The organism is Rhodococcus sp. PD04 (genome assembly GCF_035918275.1).
GTDB lineage: Bacteria > Actinomycetota > Actinomycetes > Mycobacteriales > Mycobacteriaceae > Rhodococcus > Rhodococcus rhodochrous.
In genome coordinates this window covers 1,226,973-1,251,061 of record NZ_CP142143.1, presented here as the reverse complement: position 1 = coordinate 1,251,061, position 24,089 = coordinate 1,226,973, and the positions used below count along the sequence as shown (strand labels likewise).

The window sequence follows — 24,089 nt, the reverse complement described above, 5'->3', positions numbered from 1 at the left end:
GGTCCGTCACTCGGACTTCGCGGCGGCGTCGGCAAGCATCGGGGCGATCTCGTCGGTGGCCCACTTCAGCGACAGCGCCGACGGGAAGCCCACAGCGTTCGGCATGCCGGTGTTGCGGGCGAGCGAGACGACCGCGCCGCGCTCGACGGCCGGAAGACGGTTCCAGGCCTCGAACTTGGTCAGGTATCCGAGATCGCCCGTGGGCGAGACGACGACGAGCAGGTCGGCGTCGAGCTGTGAGATCTCCTCGTAGGACAGCACACCGCGTCCGTCGGCATCGACCTGCAGTGTGCTCGCGTACTCGCTGAGCTCGAGGCCGAGCGAGTTCAGGAACTGCCCGATGCCGCGGTCGTCGGCGGCGAGCACCGACAGCTGACCACCGGTGTCGCCGATGATCGCGTTGTAGGTCGCGCCCTCGAGCGCGGGGTACTGCTCCTTGGCGGCGTCGAGATCGACCTCGGCCTGCTCGATGACCTCCTCGGCCTTCTCGGGGATGCCGAGGGCCGCTGCGATCTTGCGGGTGGAATCCTGCCACGGCTCACCGTTGGCGCGGTAGTCGAAGTGCACGACGGGGAACTGCTCGGCGAGCTGGTCGTAGGTGTTCTGCTCGAGTCCCCAGAACCCGGTGGAGACGATGATGTCGGGCTGCAGCGCGGCGATCTGCTCGGCGATCACCGTCGCACCGCCGTCCATGTTCAGCAGCGGCGGGACGTCGGCGCCGAGCGCTTCGGCCTCCCACGGCCACACACCGGTGCCGCCGGTGGCGGCGAGGTTCTGGGCATCGACGGGGAGCGCGAGCGGGGTGACGCCCAGCGACAGCAGGATGTCGGCGTCCTGCGGCGACAGCGGCAGGGCGCGGGTCGGGGCGGACTCGACGGTCGCCTCACCGAACTTGCCGGAGACGGTGACCGGGAACTCCCCGTCCGACGCCGTCGCACTACCGGACGAGCTGCCGCTGTCGGTGTCCGAGCCACACGCCGTGACACCGACCAGCATGGCGGTGGCGGCGAGGGCGACGCCGATCCGGCGCAGTCGCTTGTGGATCCTCATCGATTCTCCTCTGCTGTAGAACACTTCGTGGGTCCGTCGGTCGGGTCTCCGTTCCCGGCGTCGCGGATCTCGGTCTCGTGGAGGGTCGCGGCGAGTTCGCCGATCGACCCGGCGGTGAAGATCGACTCCGCGTCGATCACGTATCCGGCCGCGCGCAGTCCGCCCAGGATCCGCATCACCGAGATGCTGTCGCATCCGAGTTCGAGCAGATCGTCGTCGACGCCGACCTGTTCGACGCCGGTGGCCTCGGAGGCGAGGGCGCACAGCAGTTCTTCGGCCGGTGTGGACGGTGCGCGGTGCGCTCGCGGGGCGAGTTCCGGTCGCGGCAGCGCGGCGCGGTCGATCTTGCCGTTGGCGAGCGTGGGCAGGGCGTCGAGCACGACCGTCGCCGACGGCACCATGTAGTCGGGCAGCACCCGCGCGACCGCGCGTCGCAGGGTCTCGGCGTCGAGGGTGTGCCCGGCGGCCGGGACGACGTAGGCGACGAGGCGCGCCGTCGCACCGAGATCGGTGCGGGCGAGAACCACGGCGGTCGCGACATCCGGTCGCGACGAGAGCACGGTCTCGATCTCGGCCGGTTCGATCCGGTACCCGCGGATCTTGACCTGGTCGTCGCCGCGTCCGCGGTACCGGATGTGTCCGTCGGGCATCCACAGGGCCCGGTCACCCGTGCGGTACATGCGGTCGCCGGGGAACTCCGGATCGATCGTGTCCGCGACGAAGCGGTCGGCGGTGCGGCCCGGATCGGCGAGATAGCCGCGGGCCAGTCCTCGACCGGCGAGGTAGAGCTCGCCCTCCACGCCGATCGGCGCGGGACGCATCCACCGGTCGAGGATGTAGGCCCGGGTGCCGGCCACCGGTCGGCCCGCCACGGGCGTCTCGGCGTCCGAGGACCGTGCGACGAGTGCGTCGACGGTGCTCTCGCTCGGCCCGTAGAGGTTGTACGCGGTCACGCCGTCCAGGCCGCGCAGTCGATCCCACATGGGCTGCGAGACGGCCTCGCCACCGAAACCGAGCGAGGCGGGGCACCGTCCGTCGTCCGCGAGTCCGTGATCGAGCAGCTGCGCGAGGTGCGACGGGGTGACCTCGACGAAGTCCCAGCGGGATTCGTGGGCGACGCGGACCATCTCGGCCGGGTCGCGCTGGACCTTCTCGTCGACGACGTGCACGGCGTGCCCGTCGAAGAGCCACAGTTGCGGCTGCCACGATGCGTCGAAGGCGAACGACCACGCGTGACCGACCCGGAGCCGGTCGCGTCCGGTCCGCGCCTGCGTCGGCTCGTAGAGGTCGGCACGGTGACTGTGGAACAGCGCGGTCAGGCCGCGGTGCAGGGCGAGGACCGCCTTGGGTGTGCCGGTGGACCCGGAGGTGTACACGACGTAGGCCGGGTGATCGGCGCGCAGCGGTGCGAGCCGGTCGGCGTCGGTCAGCGGGGCGTCGTCGTAGCCGGCAACCCGCTCGGCGAGCGCCTCGTCGTCGAGCGCGAGCACCGGCGCGTCCACCGCGGGCAGCGACGACGCGAGTTCTCCGGTGGTGAGCACGACGACCGGCTCGGCTGTGTCGAGGATCGTCGCGAGCCGCTCGGTGGGTGTGCGCGGTTCGAGTGCGACGTAGGCGCCGCCGGAGACGAGCACTGCGAGCATCGCCGCGATCGTGTCGGCCGTGCGGGGCAGCACGAGTGCGACGCGGGTCTCGGGAGCGACACCGTGGTCGACGAGCAGGCGCGCCCACCGGCGGACCCTGGACGCGAGGTCGGCGAAGGTCCGGTCGAGATCGCCTGCTACGAGCGCGGTCTCGTGCGGATGGCGGGCGACCGCCTCGTCGAACAGGTCCGCGACGGTGACCGCCTCGGTGGCCTGTGCCGGTGTGGCCCGCCATCGTTCGAGTTGTGCGCGTTCGTCGGCCGGCAGCACGTCGATGGCGGACAGGCGCCGGTGCGCCTCTCCCCCGGCCAGCGTGCGCAGCACCCGGTCGAGTCCGGCGGCGAGACGTTCGACGGTGCGGCGGTCGTACAGGTCCGAGCTGTACTCGACGACACCGACGACGGTGTCGGTTCCCGCATATTCGACGAGGTCGAAGGACAGGTCGAACTTCGAGGTCTCCATCGGGTGCGGTTCGGGGGTGACACCCGCCATGAGCCCGCCCGCACTGCGCGGATCGGGTTCGACGAGATAGACGATCATCACCTGGAACAGCGGGTGCAGCGCGCGCGAGACGGATCGGTCGGAGCCGAGCACCGCGTCGACGACCTGCTCGAACGGCAGGTCCTGGTGGTCGAACGCCTCGAGGTCGGTGCGGCGGATGCGGTCGAGCAGTTCGGCGACGGTGGGGTCGCCGGACAGGTCGGTGCGCAGTACGAGGGTGTTGAGGAAGAAACCGACGAGATCCTCGAGTTGTGCGTCGCCGCGTCCGGAGACCGGGGTGCCGAGGGGGATGTCCTCGCCACCACCGTAGGCCGCGAGCAGCACCGCCACGGCGGCCTGCACGACCATGAACATCGAGACGTCGTGTGCGCGTGCGACTTCTCGCAGTGCCCGCACGATCTCCGGGTCCAGCGCGAACGGCACCGCACCACCGCGATAGGAGGTGCGGGCCGGACGGGTCCGATCGGCCGGCAGCGGCAGTTCCTCGGGCAGTCCGGCGAGGGCATCGCGCCAGTAGGCGCGCTGACGAGCGGCGAGCGACTCCGCATCCGCCGGGTCGCCGAGCAGGTCGCGTTGCCACAGCGTGAAATCGGCGTACTGGACGGCGGGCTGTGTCCAGTCGGGTGCCTGCCCCACCTGCCGCAGCGCATAGGCGGTCGCCAGATCGGTGAGCAGCGCCTTGGTCGACCACTCGTCGACGGCGATGTGGTGGATCACAAGCGCCACGACGGTGTCGTCCCCGGCGTCGAGGACCGACAGCCGTACCGGCAGCTCGGCCGACAGATCGAAGCGGTGATCGATCGCCTCGGCCAGCGCATCGCGGACATCGGCCGCGGCGACCGAGCGGTGGTCGGCGATCACGCGGACCTCGTCGGGCGCGAGCACCTGCTGGTAGGCCTGTCCGTCCACGCTCGGGAAGACGGTGCGCAGCGCCTCGTGACGCAGGACGACGTCGCGCACGGCCGCTTCGAGTGCCGGGACGTCGACGCGTCCGTGCACCCGCCACGTGACCGGCACGTTGTACACGCCGCCGCGGGCCCCGAGCTGGTCGAGGATCCAGAGGCGTTGCTGCGCGTACGACAGCGGCACCATCGCAGGTCGCGGGTCGGCCGCAACCAGCGCGGGTCGCGGCGACGCCTGACCCGCCGCCGCGCACCGCTGCGCGAGCGACTCCACCGTCGGGGCGTCGAAGACCGTGCGCAGGGCCAGATCGGCGCCGAGCTCCGAGCGGATCGCGTTCACGAGCCGGATCGCAGCGAGCGAATGCCCACCGAGCGCGAAGAAGTCGTCGTCGATGCCGACCTCGTCGAGTCCCAGCGCATCCGCGAACAGTGTCGCGATCGTCGCTTCGAGCTCGGTACGCGGCTGCCGTCCGGATCCGGTGTCGAATTCCGGTGCCGGCAGGGCACTGCGATCGAGTTTGCCGTTGAAGGTCGTCGGGACCGCGTCGATCACGAGAATCCGCGCGGGCAGCAGGTAATCGGGCACACGTCCGACGAGCGCCTCACGGACCGCCACCGGGTCCACCGCGACTTCCGCTGCGGGAACGACATATCCGACGAGCACCGAATCGCCTGCGGGACCGGGTTTGAGCGCCGCTACGGCACGGGCGACACCGTCGACGGCATCGAGAGCCGCCTCGAGTTCGCCGAGTTCGATGCGCAGACCGCGCAGCTTGATCTGGTCGTCGCCGCGCCCGAGAAATTCGAGGTCGCCGCGGGCGTCCCAGCGCGCGAGGTCGCCGGTGCGGTAGAGCCTCTCACCGGGATCGCCGTAGGGGTCGGCGACGAACCGCTGCGCGGTGAGTGCCGGGCGCCGCAGGTAGCCCTGCGCGACCTGCGCTCCCCCGATGTACAGCTCACCGGGGGTGCCGGCCGGCACGGGGCGCAGATACCGGTCGAGCACGTACAGGCACACGTTCGCGCCCGGCCGGCCGATGACGGAACCGCGGGTGGGCGAACCGATGCGGGCACCCGGGTCGGCGTCGAGGGTCACCTCGACGGCGGCTTCGGTCGGGCCGTACAGGTTGTGGACCTTCACCTGTGGCAGCACCTTCGCCGCGCGTTCGACGGTGCGGGGCGACAGTGCTTCTCCGCTGCACACGATGCGGCGCAGGTTCGCGGCGTCCGCGGTGGCGGGCACGGCGAGGGTCTCCTCGAGCATCGACGGCACGAAGTGGGCGACGGTGATGTTCCCGTCGCGCAGCAAGGTCGCCGATTCGACGGGATCGCGATGCGCGTCGGGTCCGCCGACGACGACACTCGCACCGTCGACGAACGGCGCGAACAACTCCCACACCGACACGTCGAAGGTCGCGGGCGTGCGCAGCAGCACCCGGTCGTCGGGCGAGAGCGGCAGTTCGCGGCGCACCCATTCGAGCCGGTTCGCCACGGCGCGGTGCGACACGGCGACGCCCTTGGGCAGACCCGTCGACCCCGAGGTGTAGATGACGTAGAGCGGGTGGTCGAGGGTGAGCGGCGCGATCCGGTCGGTGTCGGTGACGGGGTCCGGGCTGCGGGCGTCGATGCGGGCACGCACGTCGGCGTCGTCGAGGTCGAGTCGCGGATGCTCGCCGGGCAGTTCGATGTCGCTGCGCGTCAGCACGACTCGCGGACGTGCGTCACCGAGCAGGTACTCGATGCGCGCTTCGGGAAGCGTCGTGTCGATCGGCTGGTAGGCCGCACCGGACTTCACGACGGCGTGGATCGCGACGACCTGCTCCACGGAGCGGGGCACCGCGACCGCGACGATCGCACCCGGTCCGGCACCGAGCGCGACGAGTTCGCGGGCGAGGCGGTTCGAGGCGGCGTCGAGCGCGGCGTGGGTGAGGGTGCGGTCGGCCGCGACGAGAGCCGGTCGTCGGGCGTGCTCGGCGGCACTGCGCGCGAGTGCCTGACTCAGCGGGACGAGAGCGAAGTCGACGCGCTCGCCGGTGCCGACGGCGAGCTGCCCCGCGGCCTCGTCGGCGTCGAGGATCGCGACGTCACCGATCCTGGTCTCGGGTGTGCTCGCGACCTGATCGAGCAGCGTGAGCAGCGCGGCGAGCAACGTATCGGCCGTGGTGGCGTCGAACAGGTCGGTCGCGTACTCCACCGACACGGCGACCTCACCGGTGTCCGGGGCGTCGACGAAGGTGAGATTGAGGTCGAACTTGGCGCGGACGTTGCTCAGCGGCTCCCAGCGGGTGGGCACACCGAGCAGGTCGGGCAGCTGCGCGGGGCGCTGCAGGTAGCTCACCATCACCTGGAACAGCGGGTTCCGTCCCTCGACGCGCGGCGGTGCGAGTCGCTCGACGAGCTGCTGGAAGGGCACCTCCTGGTGCGCCATCGCCGCGAGATCGGTTTCGCGCACCCGGTCGAGGAGATCGGCGAAGGTGGGTTCGCCGGACAGGTCGGTGCGCAGCACGAGGGTGTTGACGAAGAAACCGACGAGTTCGTCGAGGGCGGTGTCGGACCGGCCCGAGACCGGGGTGCCGACGACGATGTCGTCGCCCGCGCCGAGACGCGAGAGCAGTGCCGCGACGGCCGCGTGCAAAGCCATGAACATCGTGCCGCCGCGGGCATCCGCGACCGCACGCAGGCGGGCGGCGATGTCGGCGGGGACCGTCGCGGTGGTGTTGCCCGCCGCGCCGGTCGGCCGCGCGGGGCGGGGCCGGTCGGTGGGCAGGACGATCTCGTCGGGCAGCTGCGCGAGAGTGTCGGTCCAGTAGTCGATCTGGGTGTCGATCCGGCCGGCCTCGATCAGTTCGCGCTGCCACAGCGTGTAGTCGGCGTACTGGACGGGCAGCGGCGACCACTCGGGTGCCGCACCGGCCGACCGGGCGAGGTAGGCGCGGGTGAGGTCGCCGAGCAGCGGGGCGTCCGACCATTCGTCGGTCGCGATGTGGTGCAGCACCACCGCGAGGACGTGCCGGTCGGGTGCGACGCGCACCAGCACGACCCGCAGCGGCGGGTCGGTGCGCAGATCGAACGACGCGGTGAGCCGCTCGGTGAGCAACGCCCGGACGGCATCCTCGGATTCCGTCTCGTGCAGTTCGAAGCGCACGGCCTCGGGCGTGGACAGGATCCGCTGGTAGGGCGCGCCGTCCTCGGACTCGACGACGGTGCGCAGGCTCTCGTGACGTTCCACGACGTCGGCGACCGCCGCAGCGAGGGCATCGGCGTCCACCTCACCGTCGAGGCGGGCGACGTGCGCGTAGTGGTAGGCGAGGCTGTCGTCCTGCAGTTGCTGCAGCAGCCACAGGCGTTCCTGGGCGGCCGACAGCGGCACCCGGTCGGGGCGCGTCCGCGCGGTGACCGGCGGGAGCGCCGCTGCGGCACCAGGGATGCGGCGGGCGAGTTCCTCGACGCTGCGGGCCTCGAACAGGTCGCGGATGGTGACGTCCACGCCGAGTTCGGAGCGGATGCGGCCGACGATCCGCATGGCGATCATCGAGTGCCCGCCGAGTTCGAAGAAGTCGTCGTCGGCGCCGACCTCGTCGATGCCGAGGACGTCGGCGAAGACCTCGCACAGGACCTTCTCGGTCTCGGTGCGCGGGGCGCGTCCACCGAGGCCCGTGGCGGCCTGCGGTTCGGGCAGGGCGCGGGTGTCGAGCTTACCGTTGACGGTCATCGGCACGGAGTCGATGAGCTGCACCCCGGCCGGGACCATGTAGTCGGGCAGTTGGGCGCGCAGGTGTGCGACGAGCCGCGACGACAGGTCGGACGGATCACCGTCGCCAGCCGGAACCGCATAGGCAGCAAGTCTTTTCGCTCCGGGCACGAGCGGGTCGTCGACGGCGATCACCGCTGCGGTGCCGACCTCGGGGTGCTCCTCGAGCACGGCGGCGATCTCGTGCAGTTCGACGCGGTAGCCGCGGATCTTGACCTGGTCGTCGACACGGCCGAGATAGTCGAGGTTGCCGTCCGGACGTAGGCGCATGAGGTCGCCCGTGCGGTACATGCGGCCACCGGCCGACCACGGATCGGCGACGAACCGGTCGGCGGTGAGCCCGAAACGGTTCAGATAGCCGCGTGCGAGACCCACACCGGCGATGTACAACTCGCCGACGACACCGTCGACGACGGGCCGCAGCCACGGGTCGAGGATGTAGGCGCGGGTCGCGCGGATCGGGACGCCGACCGTGGGGGTCGCGCTGTCGTCGGTGCCACCGCCGAGGGTGTTGATCGTGTACTCGGTGGGGCCGTAGAGGTTGTACCCGAGGGTGCCGTCGGTCTCGCGCAGGCGCGTCCACACCGAATCCGACACGGCCTCACCGCCGAGCAGGACGAGCGGCGGGCGGTGCTGTCCCGGCCCCTCGTCTAGCATGCCGTCCGCGATCAGCTGCGTCGCGTAGGTGGGGGTGACGTTCACGACGTCGATGGCGTGGGTGTTGCAGTACTCGACGAGCGCGGTGGCGTCGCGACGCAGGTCCTCGTCGCAGACGTGCACCTCGTGACCCTCGACGAGCCAGAGCAGTTCCTCCCACGACATGTCGAAGGCGAACGACACGGTGTGCGCGACCCGCATCCGGCGTCCGTCCACCGACGAGACCACCGGATCGAAGATCTCGTCCTGGTGGTTGCGCTGCATGTTGGTCAGGCCCCGATAGGGGGTGACCACACCCTTCGGCTTGCCGGTGGACCCGGAGGTGTAGATGACGTAGGCGGGGTGCTCGAGCCGGCCCGGACGGCCCGGGGCGAACGCGCCGAGTTCGGCGTCGGTCAGCGGCGCGGTGTCGGCGGTGCCGAGTTCCATCGCGACCGCTTCGTCCAGGCGGATGCTGCGGTCGGCGGGCAGGCCGAGACGGTTCTGCACCGCGGTCGTGGTGAGGAACAGCGCCGGCTGCGCGTCGTCGATGACGGTGCGCAGACGCTCGTCGGGCTGGTCGAGTTCGAGCGGCAGGTAGGCGGCACCGGTGCGCAGGATCGCGAAGAGCGCGACGACGGTGTCGATGCTGCGGGGCAGGCCGAGGCACACGATGGTCTCGGGCCCCGCTCCCCCGGCGATGAGGGTGCGGGCGAGCGCTTCGACGCGGCCGGCGAGTTCGCCGTAGGTGCAGCTCTGTTCACCGGAGACGAGGGCGATGCGGTCGGCGTCGGTCGCGGCGCGCGCGATGAGCATCTCGGCGACGGTGACGTCCTCGACCTCGGGGATCTCGGCGCGCAGCCGGGCATCGGTGACGGCGTGCTCGGCGGCCGTCAGTGCCGGCACGGACGCGACCGGCAGATCCACTCCGCGGGCGACGAACTCGAGCAACGCCACGAAGCGGTCGTGCAGGGCCCGGGCACGCGAGCCGTCGACGACGTCGGGCCGGTAGTCGATCTTGACGTGCATCGTCCGTCCCGGCGACACGACGATCGCGAGGGGATAGTGCGTGTGGTCGAGACTGTCCTCCGCGACGATGTCGTGCCGCGCGGACTGCCGGGCCATCTCGTCGGCGTCCTTGAAGTTCTGCAGCACGAACAGGGTGTCGAACAGTTCGGAGTGGCCGACGGCGCGGAGGATGTCGCCGAGTCCGAGATATTCGAACTCCATGCGGTCGGCGTACTCGTCCTGCATGCGGCGCAGCAGGTCCGCGACGGTCTCGGCACCGGACAGGCGTACCCGCACCGGGACGGTGTTGAGGAACATGCCGATCACGCGGTCGAGTCCGACGATCTCGGTGGGCCGCCCGGCGACGGTGGAGCCGAACACGACGTCGGTGCTGCCGGACTCGGCGGCGAGCAGCAGGCCGACGACGGCGTTCATCAGCGCGTTGAGGGTGACGCCCGTGCTGCGGGCCCGGTCGCGCAGTGCCGCGGCGAGTGTCTCGTCGATGTACGACTCGATGCGCAGCGGCACGATGGCGGCGCGGTCGCGGGTGGAACCGGCGAGCAGCGTGGGCTTGTCGAAGCCGGCGAACTCGTCGCGCCAGGCCTGCTCGGCGGCGACGCGGTCGCGGGCGGCGAGCCACTGCAGGTAGTCGGTGAAACCCGCTTCGGACGCGGTGATCTCGTCACCGGCGTAGCGGGCGAGAAGCTCATCGACGAACAGCGCGCCGGACCAGCCGTCCCACAGGATGAATTCGCGGTTGACGACGAGACGGTCGATGCCGTCGAGGTGCAGCAGCAGCATGCGCCACAGCGGCGGGGACGCGAGGTCGAACGGCTGCAGCCGATCCTCCTCGATCAGTTTCTCGGCGCGGGCCTGTTGTTCGGCCGGGTCGAGGTCGGAGAGGTCGACCTCGGTGAACGGCACCTCGAGATCCGCGGCGCCGATGAACTGCACCGGATCGGCCAGACCGTCGTCGGTGAAACCGGCACGCACGGTGGGGTTCTCGGCGAGCAACCGTGCTGCGGCGCGGCGCAGGCGCGCGACGTCGAGACGGTGGCCGAAGTCGAGCGAGAACTGGGCGGTGTAGATGTCCTTCGACGAGTCGAAGACCGACTGGAAGTACAGGCCGCGCTGCAGCGGCGACAGCGGCCAGATGTCCTCGATCCGCACGGGCGCAGTGCGTGCGACGCGGTCGATCTCGGCCTGCGTGAGCGTGACGTGCTCGAGATCGGACGGGGTGAGGGAGGTACGCCCCGAGGCGGCGTCGGCGCGGCCGAGCAGGTCGTCGAACGCCGCCCGCCATGCCTCGGCGAGCCGGGCCACGAGTTCGGGGGCGAGCGCCTCGTCGGCGGTGAGATGCACGGCGGCGCCGTCGGTTCTCCGTTCGATGTGGATGTCGAGCAGGTAGTTGCCGATGCGGTCTCCCCCGCTCCGCACGAGCACCTGCGGCTGTCCGAGCGGCGCGAGGGCCGGCCCGGCCTGGACGTTGGCGTAGCGCAGCATCGGCCAGCCGATGCCCCGATCGGGGGCGGTGCGCAGGCGTTCCTTCGCGGCACGCAGGGCGTCGAGGGGATCGGTGGCGAGCGTCAGCCGCACCGGCGTCGTCCAGTCGAGTGCGCCGACGGTGCGGGTGAGGTCGGCGTCGGGGGTCAGGGCGATGCGGCCGTCGCGGACGACGTCGACGAGCAGGTCACCGTCGGCGCCCTCGCGGGTGTTCGCGACCGCAGCTGCGGTCACCGCCGTCCACACGTCGGTTGCGTCGCCCGAGACGAGTCCGGCGACCGAGGTTGTCGCCGTGACGAATTCGTCGTCGGTCAGCGTGAGGGTCACGGGAGTCCGTGTGCGGCCGGTGGCCACCGCGGCAGCGAATTCGGTGCCGGGGGCGACGGTGGTCATCCAGTCGGGAAGCTCGGCGAGTCGCTGCGGCGAGGCGGCCTGCTCGGTGAAGACGCGGGCGTGGGTCGCGGGTGAGGTGGGCACGGGCGGCAGCACGATCGGCGTACCGCGCCGGGCGGCACGCAGAGCGCGGTGCAGATCGGCGGTGACGATCGACCAGGACGTCTCGTCGACGAGTCCGGCGGGAGCGAGGAACACCAGTTCCCCGGCGGCCTCGTCCGCACCGGTGAGCCGCACCGCGGTCAGGATCCGGCCGGCGGTGGCATCAGGGCGCAGGGGCAGGTCGGCAGTCGCGGTTCCCGCGGGCAGCGCGGCGCTTGCGACGAGGGCCCGGGCGTCGACGGCAGCGGAGTCGTTCACGGACAGCAACCACAGCACCGGAGCCGGTGCTGTGAGGGTCGTCCGCAGCGCCGGGTGGTGCTCGACCACGGCGGAGACGGCGGCGACCACGGCGTCCTCGGTGAGGTCCTCCGGAGCCGGGATGCGGTATTCGCGCAGGTCGGCGTCCACGGCGCGTCCGGCGTCGCGGCGCCGCACGGTGGCCGGCATGAGCGCGAGCGGACCTGCGGTGGTGTCCTCGTGCCCGACGGCAACGCCGATGTGATCGGCCTCGGGGCCCTCGGTGATCGACGGTGCCGGGGCGACGTCGAAGGTGCCGAGCGGTGCGTCGAGGTCGGCGAGGATTGCGGTGAGGAAGTCGTCGAGGTCGGCGGCGCAGCGCTGCGCGAGCGGTGCGTCGTCGGCGTGGCCGCGCAGTCCGATCTCGATCGGGTGCCCGGCCTTCTCGAGCACCACGATGAATTCGAGTTCGCCGACCGGGCCGGAGGACAGCATGTGCGCCTGCGATTCCCGGCCGACCGAGTACCGCGAGACGGAGGCGGGCATGATGTTCACGCCCACGGTCGGGGGTCGCCAGTCCGGGTCGATGTCGGCGAGTTCGCGACCGAGATCCTCACCGCGGTACCGGCCGTGCTTGAGCAGGCCGAGCAGTTTGCCGTCGATCACCTCGGCGACGTCGGCCAGGCGCGCGTCGTCGGGGACATCGAAACGCAGGGGCAGGACGCTGGCGACCATCGCGGGCACGGTGCGCAGTTCGCGGGTGCCGCGCGCGGTCGTGGGCAGGCTGATCACCACGTCACGGCGTCGGGTGGCCCGGGCCAGATAGGCGCCGAGCAGTGCGATGAGCACGGTGGCGAGCCGGGTCCCATGCGCCTTGGCGTACCGCTCGAGCCGGCCGCGTCCGTCGGCATCGATGTGTGACCAGGCGACGAGTTCGCCGGGGCTCGACAAGCGACCCGAGCCGAGCAGACGCGTCACCTGCGGGAGGTCGGCGAGTTCGTCGAGCCAGTAGCGACGGTCGAGTTCGCGCTGTTCGCTCGCGACGTACTCCTCGTCGACGCGCACGTACCGTTCGAGGGTCCATTCCGCGGCGCGGTCGGGGCCCTTGCCTTCGACGTACGCCTTGGTCATCGCGGTGGTCGCGAGGCCGATGCCGTAGCCGTCGTTCACGATGTGGTGGTACTGCTGGTACAGCCGCACCGTGTCGTCGGCCAGGCGATGGATGGCGAATCGGAACAGCAGGTCGCGGGCGAGATCCTGCGGTTCGTTCATCGTCTCGCGCATCCAGCGGTCGGACGCCGCCGCCGGGTCGTCCTCGCCGCGGAAGTCGATGACGGGCAGGTCCCACTCGCGGGTCGCGCGCGGGATCTGGACGACGTTGCCGTCGGCGTCGACGTCGAAGTTGACGTGCAGGGTCTCCGCGACGTCGAGCACCGAGTGGATCGCCGTGATCATCCGGTCGATGTCGATGTCGTCACCGATGGTCTCGGTGTACATGCCGGTGTTGTAGAGGTGCCCGGTGGCGTCGAGCTGATGACCGAAATAGATGGTCCGCTGCGCACGCGTGACGGGGTACACCGACTGCATCGAATTTTCTCTCTCCCACGGATGCCGCGACGAGCCGCGGGCGCATACCGACCAGCTCATGGTTAGGCTAACCATACTAGGTGCTCGTGGGGGTACTGAAACCCGCTCCCACCGGCGCGTTCATCGCCGCCGCCCAGGCCTCGGACAGCGCCCGGATTTCTTCGGAGGGAATTCGTCCGTCCGAACGCATCGTGGCCACGAACATACGACCGTCCGTCCGCTCCTCGATTCGTACCGTCAGCTCGAGGGCGTGCCCGCACGGGACCCGCCGTTCCGTCGGCACCGTCTCGACCCGGACGAGGACGTCGGGCCGGGCCAGCGCCATGAAGGCCGGTGCGGCCTGGGCGTTGAGGTGCCGCAGCAGCGCGTATCCGGAACCGTCGGCGGGTACGGCGTCCAGGGCCGCGGTCACACCGGCCGACACCGCGTCCGGGTCGTCGGTGACGGGAACCCGCACGGGCACACCGACAGCGAACGGACCGACGGTCCGGGTGCAGTCCGGCTCACCGTCGGAGAACCGGCGCGCGTCGCGTTCGACCTCGACGAGCAACTGTGCCGGTGCGGTCTCGCGGACGCGTGCGACGGCGATCGCCAGTGCGGTCACCGCTGCGGCAGCGGGGTCCTGCTCATCGGCCGGACCGGCGGGGACCTCGGCTGTGAACTCGACTGCTGTGACCTCGACTGGTTCGACCGGCTCACCGACAGGGAGCACCGCTGTGCTCAGCGCGGCCCCCGGTGCGAGGACCTGCGCCCAGTGCGCCAGTTCCCCGAGCAGTGCCGGGTCCTGCGCCCGCTCGTTGATCCGGGTCGCGAGTCCCCGCGCGGTGGCGGCGGGCACGGCGACCGCTCCCCCGGTCATCGCCGCGACGAGGTCGGCGGCGAGCACGTCGACGGAGACACCGTCGGCGACGATCGGGTGGACCGCCACCACGAGGCGACCCGTCTGTCCGGTGGTCGGCCATACGGCAGAGAGAACCGGTCCGGCCTCGGGGTCGAGAGTCGCGGCGGCCTCGATGCGGGCCCGCTGCTCGGCGGCAGCGAGATCGGTGGTCTCGACGACCCGCACGGGAACCTCGTCGGCGGGTCGGGTGTCGAGCGACCACAGCACCGACGCCACGCGGGTCAGCCGCATGCGCAGCGCGTCGTGCGCGGCAACTACCGTGCGCAGGGCCCCGGCGACCTGCTCCTCGTCCGCCGGGGTGTCGACGGCGAACACGATCGCCGCACCGGCCGGGTCGGTGCCGGTCTCCCGCAGCGCGTGCACGGACGGCGGCACGGGCACGGGACCGGGCTCCCGCTCGTCCGCGGGACCGGCCGGTTGCTCGACCGCCGCGGCGAACTGTGCGACGGCGGCGAGACCGGCCGGGGTGCGCCACCGGAAGATCTCGCGCGGGCCGAATTCGATGCCCTTGCGGCGCGCGGCCGTGACGACCTGCATCGAGACGATGCTGTCGCCGCCGAGCGCGAAGAAGTCGTCGTCCGGTCCGACGGAGTCGAGACGCAGTGCCTGCGCGAACAATTCGCACAGCGCGGCCTCGGCGGGGGTCTCCGGTTCGCGGCGCGTCGTCGCGGTCGGTTGCGGGTCGGGAAGTGCCCTGCGGTCGAGTTTGCCGTTCGGTCCGAGCGGCAGCGCCTCGAGCACGGTCACGGTCACCGGGACCATGTGGTCGGGCAGGGTCGTCGCGGCGTGTGCGAGCAGATCCGCAGGTTCGACGGTGTGCCCGGACAGGGGCACCACGTAGCCGGCGAGCATGCCGTCGCGCACGACGACGGCGCTCTGCGCGACGTCCGGATGCGCGACCAGCGTCGCCTCGATCTCCCCGAGTTCGATGCGCAGGCCGCGGAGCTTGACCTGGCCGTCGGCGCGGCCGATGTAGTCGAGTTCGAGCCCTTCGCCTCGGTCGCGCCACCGCACGAGGTCGCCGGTGCGGTAGAGCCGCTCCCCCGCGTCGCCGAAGGGGTCGGCGACGAACCGGCCGGCCGTGAGGCCCGCACGCCGGTGGTAGCCGCGGGCGAGCTGGACACCGCCGAGATACAGCTCGCCGACGACGCCCGGCGCCACCGGCCGGAGCCGTTCGTCGAGGACGAGGGTGCGGGTGTTGTCGATCGGCCGTCCGATCGGGACCCACGGAATGTCCTGCGCCGGGATCGGTGCCGCGGTGACGTCGACGGCCGCCTCGGTCGGGCCGTAGAGGTTGTGCAACTCGGCGTCGACGAGGGTGTGGAAGCGGTCGCGGTGGTCGGCGGTCAGCGCCTCACCACTGCAGATCACCCGGTTCGGGCGCAGTGTTCCGTCCTGCTCGGCGGCGAGGACGTCGAGCAGCGCCGCGAGCATCGACGGCACGAAGTGCACCGTGGTGATCGACTGCCGGGCGATCACGTCGCGCAGATAGTGCGGGTCGCGGTGGCCGTCGGCGGTCGCGACGACGAGCGTGGCACCGGTGATCAGCGGCCAGAAGAACTCCCACACCGACACGTCGAATCCGGACGGGGTCTTCTGCAGCACCCGATCCTCGGCGGTGAGGCCGTATTCGTCCTGCATCCACCGCAGCCGGTTCGCGACGGCGCGATGACCGACCACGACACCCTTCGGGGTTCCGGTGGATCCGGAGGTGTAGAGCACATACGCCGCGCGGTCGAGCGGCATCGCGGTCGGTAGCGTGACCGGATCTTCGGGATCGAAACCGGCGGAACCGGATTCGTCGACCTCGAGCACCGGCACGCCGGAGCCGAAGGACATGGCAGTACCGGTCGCCGCGACAACCGCCACGGGCTGCGCATCGGCGAGCATGTACGCGAGTCGCTCGGCGGGGTAGTTCTCGTCGAGCGGAAGATAGGCCGCGCCGACTCGGTGGATCGCGAGCAGGGCGACCACGAGTGCGGTGCTGCGCGGGATCGCCACGGCCACCACGGCATCGATACCGACCCCGGGCACCGCACGCAGGTGTCCGGCCAGGGCGGCGACGGCACGGTCGAGTTCGGCGTAGCTCCATCGTCTTCCGGTGGTGTCGTCGACGAGCGCGAGGCCGTCCGGTGTCGCAGCGACCTGCTGCGAGAACAACTCGGGGATCGTGCGATCCGGACCGTTGCCGCGGACCGTGCCGATCTCCGCTGCAGCCAATGCCTTCCGATCGTCGGCGGTGAGCACGCTCAACTGCGACAGCGAGGTGTCGGGATCCGCCGCGATCTCGGAGAGCAGGGCCGTGAGCCGCTGCGCGAATCCGTCGACGGTGTCGCGGTCGAACAGATCGGTCGCGTACTCGATGCGCCCGCGGATCCCGCCGTCGTCGGTCTCGGCGAGGTCGAAGGTCAGGTCGAACTTCGACGTGCCGGTCTCGACGAAGACCGGTTCGGCGTCGAGTCCGGGCATGCGGATCTCGTCGAGGCGGTCGCGGTATTGCACCATGATCTGGAACAGCGGCTGCCGCGCGAGCGACCGTGCCGGGGCGAGTCGTTCGACGAGCACCTCGAACGGCAGGTCCTGGTGCGCGTAGGCGTCGAGATCCACCTCCCGGACCCGCGCGAGCAGGTCGCGGACCGTGGGGTCACCGGACAGGTCGGTGCGCAGCACGAGCGTGTTGACGAAGAAGCCGACGATCCGGTCGAGGGCGGCGTCGGGACGCCCCGCGACGGGAGTGCCGACCACGATGTCGTCGCCGGCGCCGTGCGCGCGCAGCAGTGCCGCGACGACGGCGTGGGTGAGCATGAACATCGTCGCGCCGGATCCGGCGGCAATGTCGGCGAGTGCTTCGCGGGTCCGCGGGTCGACGGTGAACGGGACGGCGCCGCCGCGGTAGCTGCTGACCGCGCCGCGCGGCCGGTCGTGCGGGACGGCGAGTTCCTCGGGTGCGCCGTCGAGGACGCGCGCCCAGTACTCGGTCTGGGCTTCACGCAGAGACTCGTCCCCGGTACCGAGACGTTCGTCCTGCCAGAGGGTGAAGTCCCGGTACTGCACCGGCAGCGGCGCCGGTGCGGGCGCCCCGGTGGTCAGGTGCGCGTACCAGGCCGACAGATCGGCGACCAGCGGCGTGGCGGACCACTCGTCGGCGGCGATGTGGTGCACGAGCACCATCAGGTGCGCGTCGTCGGGAGCGGTGCGCACGAGGGTCGCGCGGATCGGCAGATCGTGGGCGAGGTCGAACGGGAGGCCCGCCTCCTCGGCGAGCAGCGCGTCGAGATCCGCCGGGGCGGCGTCGACGATCCGCAGGTCGACGGTGCAGTCCTCGGCGGGCAGCACCCGCTGGTAGCCGATCTGTTCGACGTCGTCCTCGTCCGGTTCGGTGAACACCGTGCGCAGCGTGTCGTGCCCGGCGATCAGGTGCTGCAGGGCACCCCGCAGGGCGTCGACGTCGAGCGCGCCGCGCAGCCGCATCGTGTACGGGATGTTGTAGGTCGCCGACGCGCCTTCGAGGCGGAAGAGGAACCACAGCCGACGCTGCGCCGCCGACATCGGGACGAGCTCGGCGTGGTCGCGGCGCACCAGCTCCGGTCCGGCGAGGGTGGCCGGGACGGTCGCCGCGAGCCGTGCGGGGGTGCGCAGGTCGAAGATGTCCCGGATCGACGGGTTCCGGCCGGTGCGCACGCGCAGCGCCGCGGACAGACGTGTCGCGAGGAGCGAATTGCCGCCGAGGGCGAAGAAGTCGTCGTCGGGGCCCACGTGCGGGACTCCGAGGAGTTCGGCGAGAACCTCGCACACGACGCGTTCGTCGTCGGTGGCCTCGCGCGTGCTGTGGCTCTGTGCGGGATCGGGCAGGGCCGCGCGGTCGACCTTGCCGTTGGGCAGGGTCGGCATGGCATCGAGCACGGCGAAGACCGTGGGAATCATGTAGTCCGGCACCACGGTCCGCAGATGGTCCTGCAGGTCGGTGGCCGACGGACGCGGCGCGGCCGGATCGGCGACGACGTAACCGACGAGCAGATCGGTCCCGGACGCCGACGACCGCACGGTGACCAGGGCCGCGGTCACCGCCGGGTGCCGCAGCAATGCGGCCTCGACCTCGCCGGGTTCGATGCGGAAACCGCGCAGGCTCAGCTGATGGTCGGCGCGCGAGACGAATTCGAGCTCTCCGGAGGGGTTGCGCCGCACCAGGTCCCCGGTGCGGAAGAGCCGTGTGCCGCTCCCGGCGGGGTCGGCGACGAACCGCGCCGCGGTCAGGTCCGGACGGCCGAGATAGCCGCGGGCGGATTGCACTCCCCCCACATGGAGTTCGCCGGTCACTCCGTCCGGGACGGGACGCAGGTGCCGGTCGAGGATGCGCGCGGTCACGCCGTCGACGGGGGCACCGATGCGGACCCGGTCGACATCGGCGCTCGGGGCCGTCCAGATCGTGACGTCGCCGGCGACCTCCGACGAGCCGTACGAGTTGATCACCCGCGCGTCCGGTAGCGAGGCGATCACGCTCGTGCCGAGCGGTTCTCCGCTGAGGAACCACGTGTCGACGAGTTCTGCGGCCTCGGGGCGCAGGGCGGCGAGGGTCTCGGCGAGGCTCGGCACCGCGGTGAGCATCCGGACCCGATGCCGGACGACGAGATCGGCGAGGGCCTCGGCGTCGCGGGAGGCCGCGTCGCCGGCGAGGATCATCGTCGCGCCGGAGAGCAGACCGGTGAACAGTTCGGTGGATCCGTCGATGAAGCTCAGTGAGCTCTTGGCCAGGCGCACGTCGTCGCCGGACGGACGGACGCGTGCCGCCTGCCAGGCCAACCGGTTCGCCAGCGCCGCAGCGGTTCCCACGACACCCTTGGGCACACCCGTCGAGCCGGAGGTGTAGACGACGTACGACCCGTCCGCCGAGTGCAGCGGCCGGGTGCGGTCGAGATCGGTGACCGGCGCGTCGGAGTGGCCCTGCGCCGCCTCGGTCAGTGCGGTGAGGGTGAACTGCGGTGCGTCGCCGGGCACGGCACCGTCCGTATCGACGAGGACGAGATCGGGTGCGGCGTCGGTGAGCATGAACTCGATGCGCGCCGGCGGGTACGACAGGTCGACGGGCAGGTAGGCGGCACCGGAGACGACGACGGCGGCCAGGGCGACCACGGCGGCGCCGGACCGTGCCGCCGCGACCGCGACGACACTGCCGGGGCCGATGCCCCGCTCGGCGAGTGCACGAGCCGAACGGTGTACGCGCGCCCCGAATTCCCGATAGCTCAGGGTCTCGGTACCGAACACGAGCGCCGAGCGCTCCGGGTGGGCGGCGAAGGCCACCTCGAGCAGGTCCGGCAGCAGCTGCGTGGTGGCGGGCACCGCGGCGGCGGTGTCGGCGGCGCGCTCGTCGTCGGTGCGCACGTCGATCGCCGAGAGCTGTCGCGGTTCGGGGCCGGCGAAGGCCGCGAGCACCGACAGCAGACGCTGCCCGAGGGTCCGTACGCTCGTACGGTCGTAGAGGTCCTCGGCGTACTCGAAGCGGATCGACAGACCGTCGGTGGCGTCGAGGAAGTCGACGGTGAGATCGAACTTCGACGTGCCGGTGGACAGATACGACACGGTCGCGGTGGTGTCCCCGATCTGCGGCACGGCGGGTTCGGTGCGGTACTGCACCATCGTCTGGAAGAGCGGGTGCCGGGCGAGCGACGGGGTGACACCGACGGCGTCGACCACCTCGTCGAAGGGCACTTCCTGGTGGGCCAGCGCGGCGAGGTCGGCGCGCCGTACACGTGTCAGGATCTCGGCGGTGTCGGGATCACCGGACAGGTCGGTGCGCAGAGCGACGGTGTCGACGAAGAAGCCGACGATGTCCTCGAGTCCGCTGTCGGCACGACCCGCGACGGGCGCGCCGAGCACGATGTCGTCGCCCGCCCCGAGAGCGGTGAACAGGGCGGCCACAGCGGCGTGGGTGAGCATGAACATGCTCGCCCCGGAACGGGCGCACGTATCCCTCAGGGCCGCAGACAGTTCCGAATCCACCTGCACGTACACCTCGCCGCCGCGGTGACTCGGCACCGCCGGTCGCGGACGGTCGTGCGGCAGGGCGAGTTCCTCGGGCGCCCCGGCGAGGGTGGAACGCCAGAACGCAAGGTCGCGGTCGCGCAGCGCGGCGGCGGCCGGGTCGTCGGCGAGACCACGCTGCCACACCGCGAAGTCCGCGTACTGGGGGCGCGGCGTTCCGTCGGGCACACGCCCCTCCGCGAGATCGGCGTAGGCGACGGCGAGGTCGGCGAAGACCGTCTCGGCCGACCACTCGTCGCCGGCGATGTGGTGCACGACGAGCAGCAGCACCGCGTCGTCCGGTGCTCGTCGCACGAGATGCGCACGGAACGGACGGTCCTGTGCAAGATCGAAGGGCGCCCGCGCGGCCGCGTCGAGAAGCGCCTCGGCGTTCCCGTCGCGCGCCTCCGCGACCTGCAGGATCGTCGACGGAGCGTCGATGACGACCTGCACGGGCTCACCGTCGACGACGTCCACGACGGTGCGCAGCACTTCGTGCCGGGTGACGACGTGCACCAGTGCGCGGTCGAGCAGGTCGGCGTCGAGCCGACCGCGCAGGTCGAGGGCGAAGGGGATGTTGTAGGTCGGCGACGGCCCCTGGGCCCGGTCGAGGAACCACAGGCGTTGCTGGGCCGACGACAACGGGATCCGCGCCGGTCGCGGCCCTGCGACGAAGCGGGGACGTGCCGGGCTCGCGCCGTCGACCACCACCGCCAGCCCGGCCACGGTGGGAGCGTCGAAGACGTCGCGCAGCGATACCTCGACGTCCAGCGCCGAGCGGATCCGTGCGACGAGACGGGTGGCGGACAGCGACGTCCCGCCGAGGGTGAAGAAGTCGGCGTCGACACCGACGGCCGGGAGCCCGAGCAGGTCGGCGAAGACGCCCGCGAGGGTGTGTTCGGTGGCGGTCTCGGGATCGCGGCCGGTGTCGGGGGCGCCGATCTCCGGGGTGGGCAGGGCCTTGCGGTCGACCTTGAGATTCGCGGTGAGCGGGAACTCGTCGAGCACGACCGTCACGGACGGCACCATGTACTCGGGCAGACGCGTGCGGAGGAAGTCGTGCAGCGCCGCGGTATCGACGTCGGTGCCGGTCACGTAGCCCACGAGGCGCGCCGCGCCGGTGGCGTCGGGCCGGGCGACCACGACGGCCTGCGTCACACCGGAGAATTGCGTTGCAGCGGTTTCGATCTCACCGAGTTCGATGCGGTGGCCACGAACCTTGACCTGGTCGTCTCCGCGTCCGAGGTACTGCAGGGTGCCGTCGGCGGTCCAGCGCACGAGATCACCCGTGCGGTACATCCGGCCGGCGCCGAAGGGGTCGGCGACGAAGCGGGTCGCGGTGAGGCCGGGGCGGCCGCGGTAGCCGCGCGCGAGTTGCTGCCCCACGACGTACAGCTCACCGGCCGCGCCGACCGGCACGGGCTGCAACTGCCGGTCGAGCACGCGCACACCGGTTCCCGGATAGGGGCGTCCCACCGACCCCGTCCACGGAAGATCCGGCGCGACCGGGGCGGAGGTGCACCACACCGTCGCCTCGGTGGGGCCGTACATGTTGACGACCGAACGCGCTCGCGCGGCGAGGGTTCCCGCCAGGGCGGCGGGCAGGGCCTCGCCGCCGACGAGCACGTCCGCACCTGCGAGGTCCGGACCGTCGTGCTCGACGATCGCGCCCCACAGCGACGGCGTGGCCTGGATGCAGTTCACCGACTCGGTGCCGGCGAGCACGGCGATGGCCGCCGGATCGCGCGCGTCGTCGTCACCCGCGAGCACCACGGCCCCGCCGCGGCACAACGGCACGATCAGTTCGAGCACCGAGATGTCGAACGACAGGGTGGTCAGGGCGAGAAGCCGGGTGTGCGTGCCGATTCCGACGAGATCGGTCGCCGCGTCGACGAAGCGGGCGAGTGCGCCGCGCGAGAGGACGACGCCCTTCGGCCGCCCGGTCGACCCCGAGGTGTAGATGACGTAGGCGGACTGCCCGGGGGTGGGCCGCCCGGCAGGTGCGGTGGCGACGGGGGAGTCGTCGCGCCAGTGCAGGGCGCCGTCGCGGAAGATCGCCGTGGCGGCCGGGGTCGACGTGCCGAGACGGTCGGCGAAGTCGTCGGTGGTGAGCAGGATCGCCGGTCGCGCGTCGTCGAGCATGTACTCGAGTCGCTCGGCGGGGAAGGCCGGATCGAGCGGCAGGTACGCCGCGCCCGTCCGCAGCACGGCGAGAAGTGCGACCACCATGTCGGCGGTGCGCGGCAGCGCGAGCGCGACCGTCACCTCCCGTCCCGCACCGGCCCGCGCGAGTTCGTCCGCGACGGAGCCGATGCGCGCGTCGAGTTCGGCGTACGTGAGGCGTTCGGCGCCGGCGACGAGCGCGGGCGCGGCACCGGTCGCGGCCACCTGCGCGTCGAACAGTTCCATCGCGTCGGGCAGGACGGATTCGGAGACGGCCCCGTGCCAACGGGTTTCGAGTTCGGCGCGGAAATCGGGGTCGAGCAGGTCCGCGTGGGCGAGGGGGCGTTCGTCCGCCTCCTCACGGGCGGCGAAGGCGAGCAGTCGCGCGATGGCCGCGGCGTGCCCGGCCACCTCCTCGGGGGTGTATCTGTCGGCGTCGGCGTCGAGGGTCAGTTCGAGTGCGCGGGTGCTGTCGACGCGACGGGCGACCACTGCGAGGTCGTGGACAGGACCGCGGGCGAGCGAGTGCACGGTGGCGGTCGCGTCACCGAACCGCACGGTGTCGCCGAACGGCTTGATGTTGACGGTCGGGCCCACCGGTCCGGGACCGGTCGCGGGCAGACGCAGGTCGCGGAGGATGTCCTCGCCCCGGTAGCGGCTGTGGCGCCCTTGTGCAGCGACGGTGGCGCGCACGTCGGCGGCGAGCGCCGCGAGGCTCGCCTCCGGGGCGACCTCGAGGCGGAGGGGCACGACGTTGACGGCGGTGGTGAGCACCTTCGCGGCGACGCTGCCCATCCGGTTCATGGCCGGGAAGCCGAGCACCACGTCGCGGACGCCGGTGACGCGGGTGAGATAGGCGGCGGTCGCGGCGGTGACGAGATCGGGCCAACCCACTCCGGCGCGCCGTGCCGCTGCGTCGAGTGCTTCGGCGACGTCCCCGGGGATCTGCACCGATTCGGTGACCACCGCGCGGGCGAGCGAGGACGCGGCCGGCACCGCGGTCTCCGCGAAGCCCAGCGCGTCCGGGGCGCCGTGCAGCGTCTCGGTCCAGAAGTCGCGGTCGGCGGTGATGCGGTCGCTGCTGCGGTATTCGTCGTCCTCGGCGACGACCTGCGCGATGGAACCGAAGGTCGCGGGCGGGACGTCCTCGTCGCGGAGGATCGCGGTGTACACGGCGACGATGCGGCGTTCGAGCAGGCTGTAGCCGTAGACGTCGATCAGTGCGTGGTGGGCGCGCAGGAACAGCAGCACGCGGCCCGGCCCGAGGACGAACACCTGGGCTCCGATGCCGGCTCCGGTCGCCGGATCCATCGGTACTCGCAGGATCGCGCGCATCGTGTCGACGGCGGTCCGCCGCGGGTCGGCGTCGGCGGTGAGGTCGGTGACCTCGACCTCCGGCGCCGGATGGGCATCGGGGAACTGGACGGGCATCTCGTCGACGACGGCGATCCGGGCGCGCAGTTCGGGGGACTCGGTGAAGACGGTGTGGACGGCGCGGGCGAGGACATCCGGATCGATTGCGCCGTCGATCTCGAGGAAGTGCCCGGTGACGAGAGTCGGGTTCGACGGGTCGATCGTCTGCGCGAACCACATCCCCGCTTGGGCAGCGGTCAGGGGCAGAGGCAGAGGCAGAGGCACGATCGATTCCACGGGTACTCCTCGACATTCCTGGACCCGCCCCCTCGGATCCACCCCTC

General features: G+C 71.6%; 3 protein-coding genes. All 3 read right to left on the bottom strand.

Going from position 1 to position 24,089, the window contains the following annotated elements; translation table 11 throughout:
* Positions 1–6: 6 nt before the first annotated feature.
* Positions 7–1,050: an ABC transporter substrate-binding protein gene (locus U9J23_RS05825; protein WP_059381574.1), complete on the bottom strand. Its 1,044-nt coding sequence runs from the start codon at positions 1,048–1,050 to the stop codon at positions 7–9.
* Positions 1,047–13,310: a non-ribosomal peptide synthetase gene (locus tag U9J23_RS05820; RefSeq protein WP_326601827.1), complete on the bottom strand. Its 12,264-nt coding sequence runs from the start codon at positions 13,308–13,310 to the stop codon at positions 1,047–1,049. The genes U9J23_RS05825 and U9J23_RS05820 overlap by 4 nt, the downstream gene beginning before the upstream one ends.
* Positions 13,311–13,386: 76 nt before the next feature.
* Complete coding sequence (locus U9J23_RS05815; protein WP_326601825.1) at positions 13,387–24,042, bottom strand: non-ribosomal peptide synthetase; 10,656 nt, start codon at positions 24,040–24,042, stop codon at positions 13,387–13,389.
* Positions 24,043–24,089: the final 47 nt, after the last annotated feature.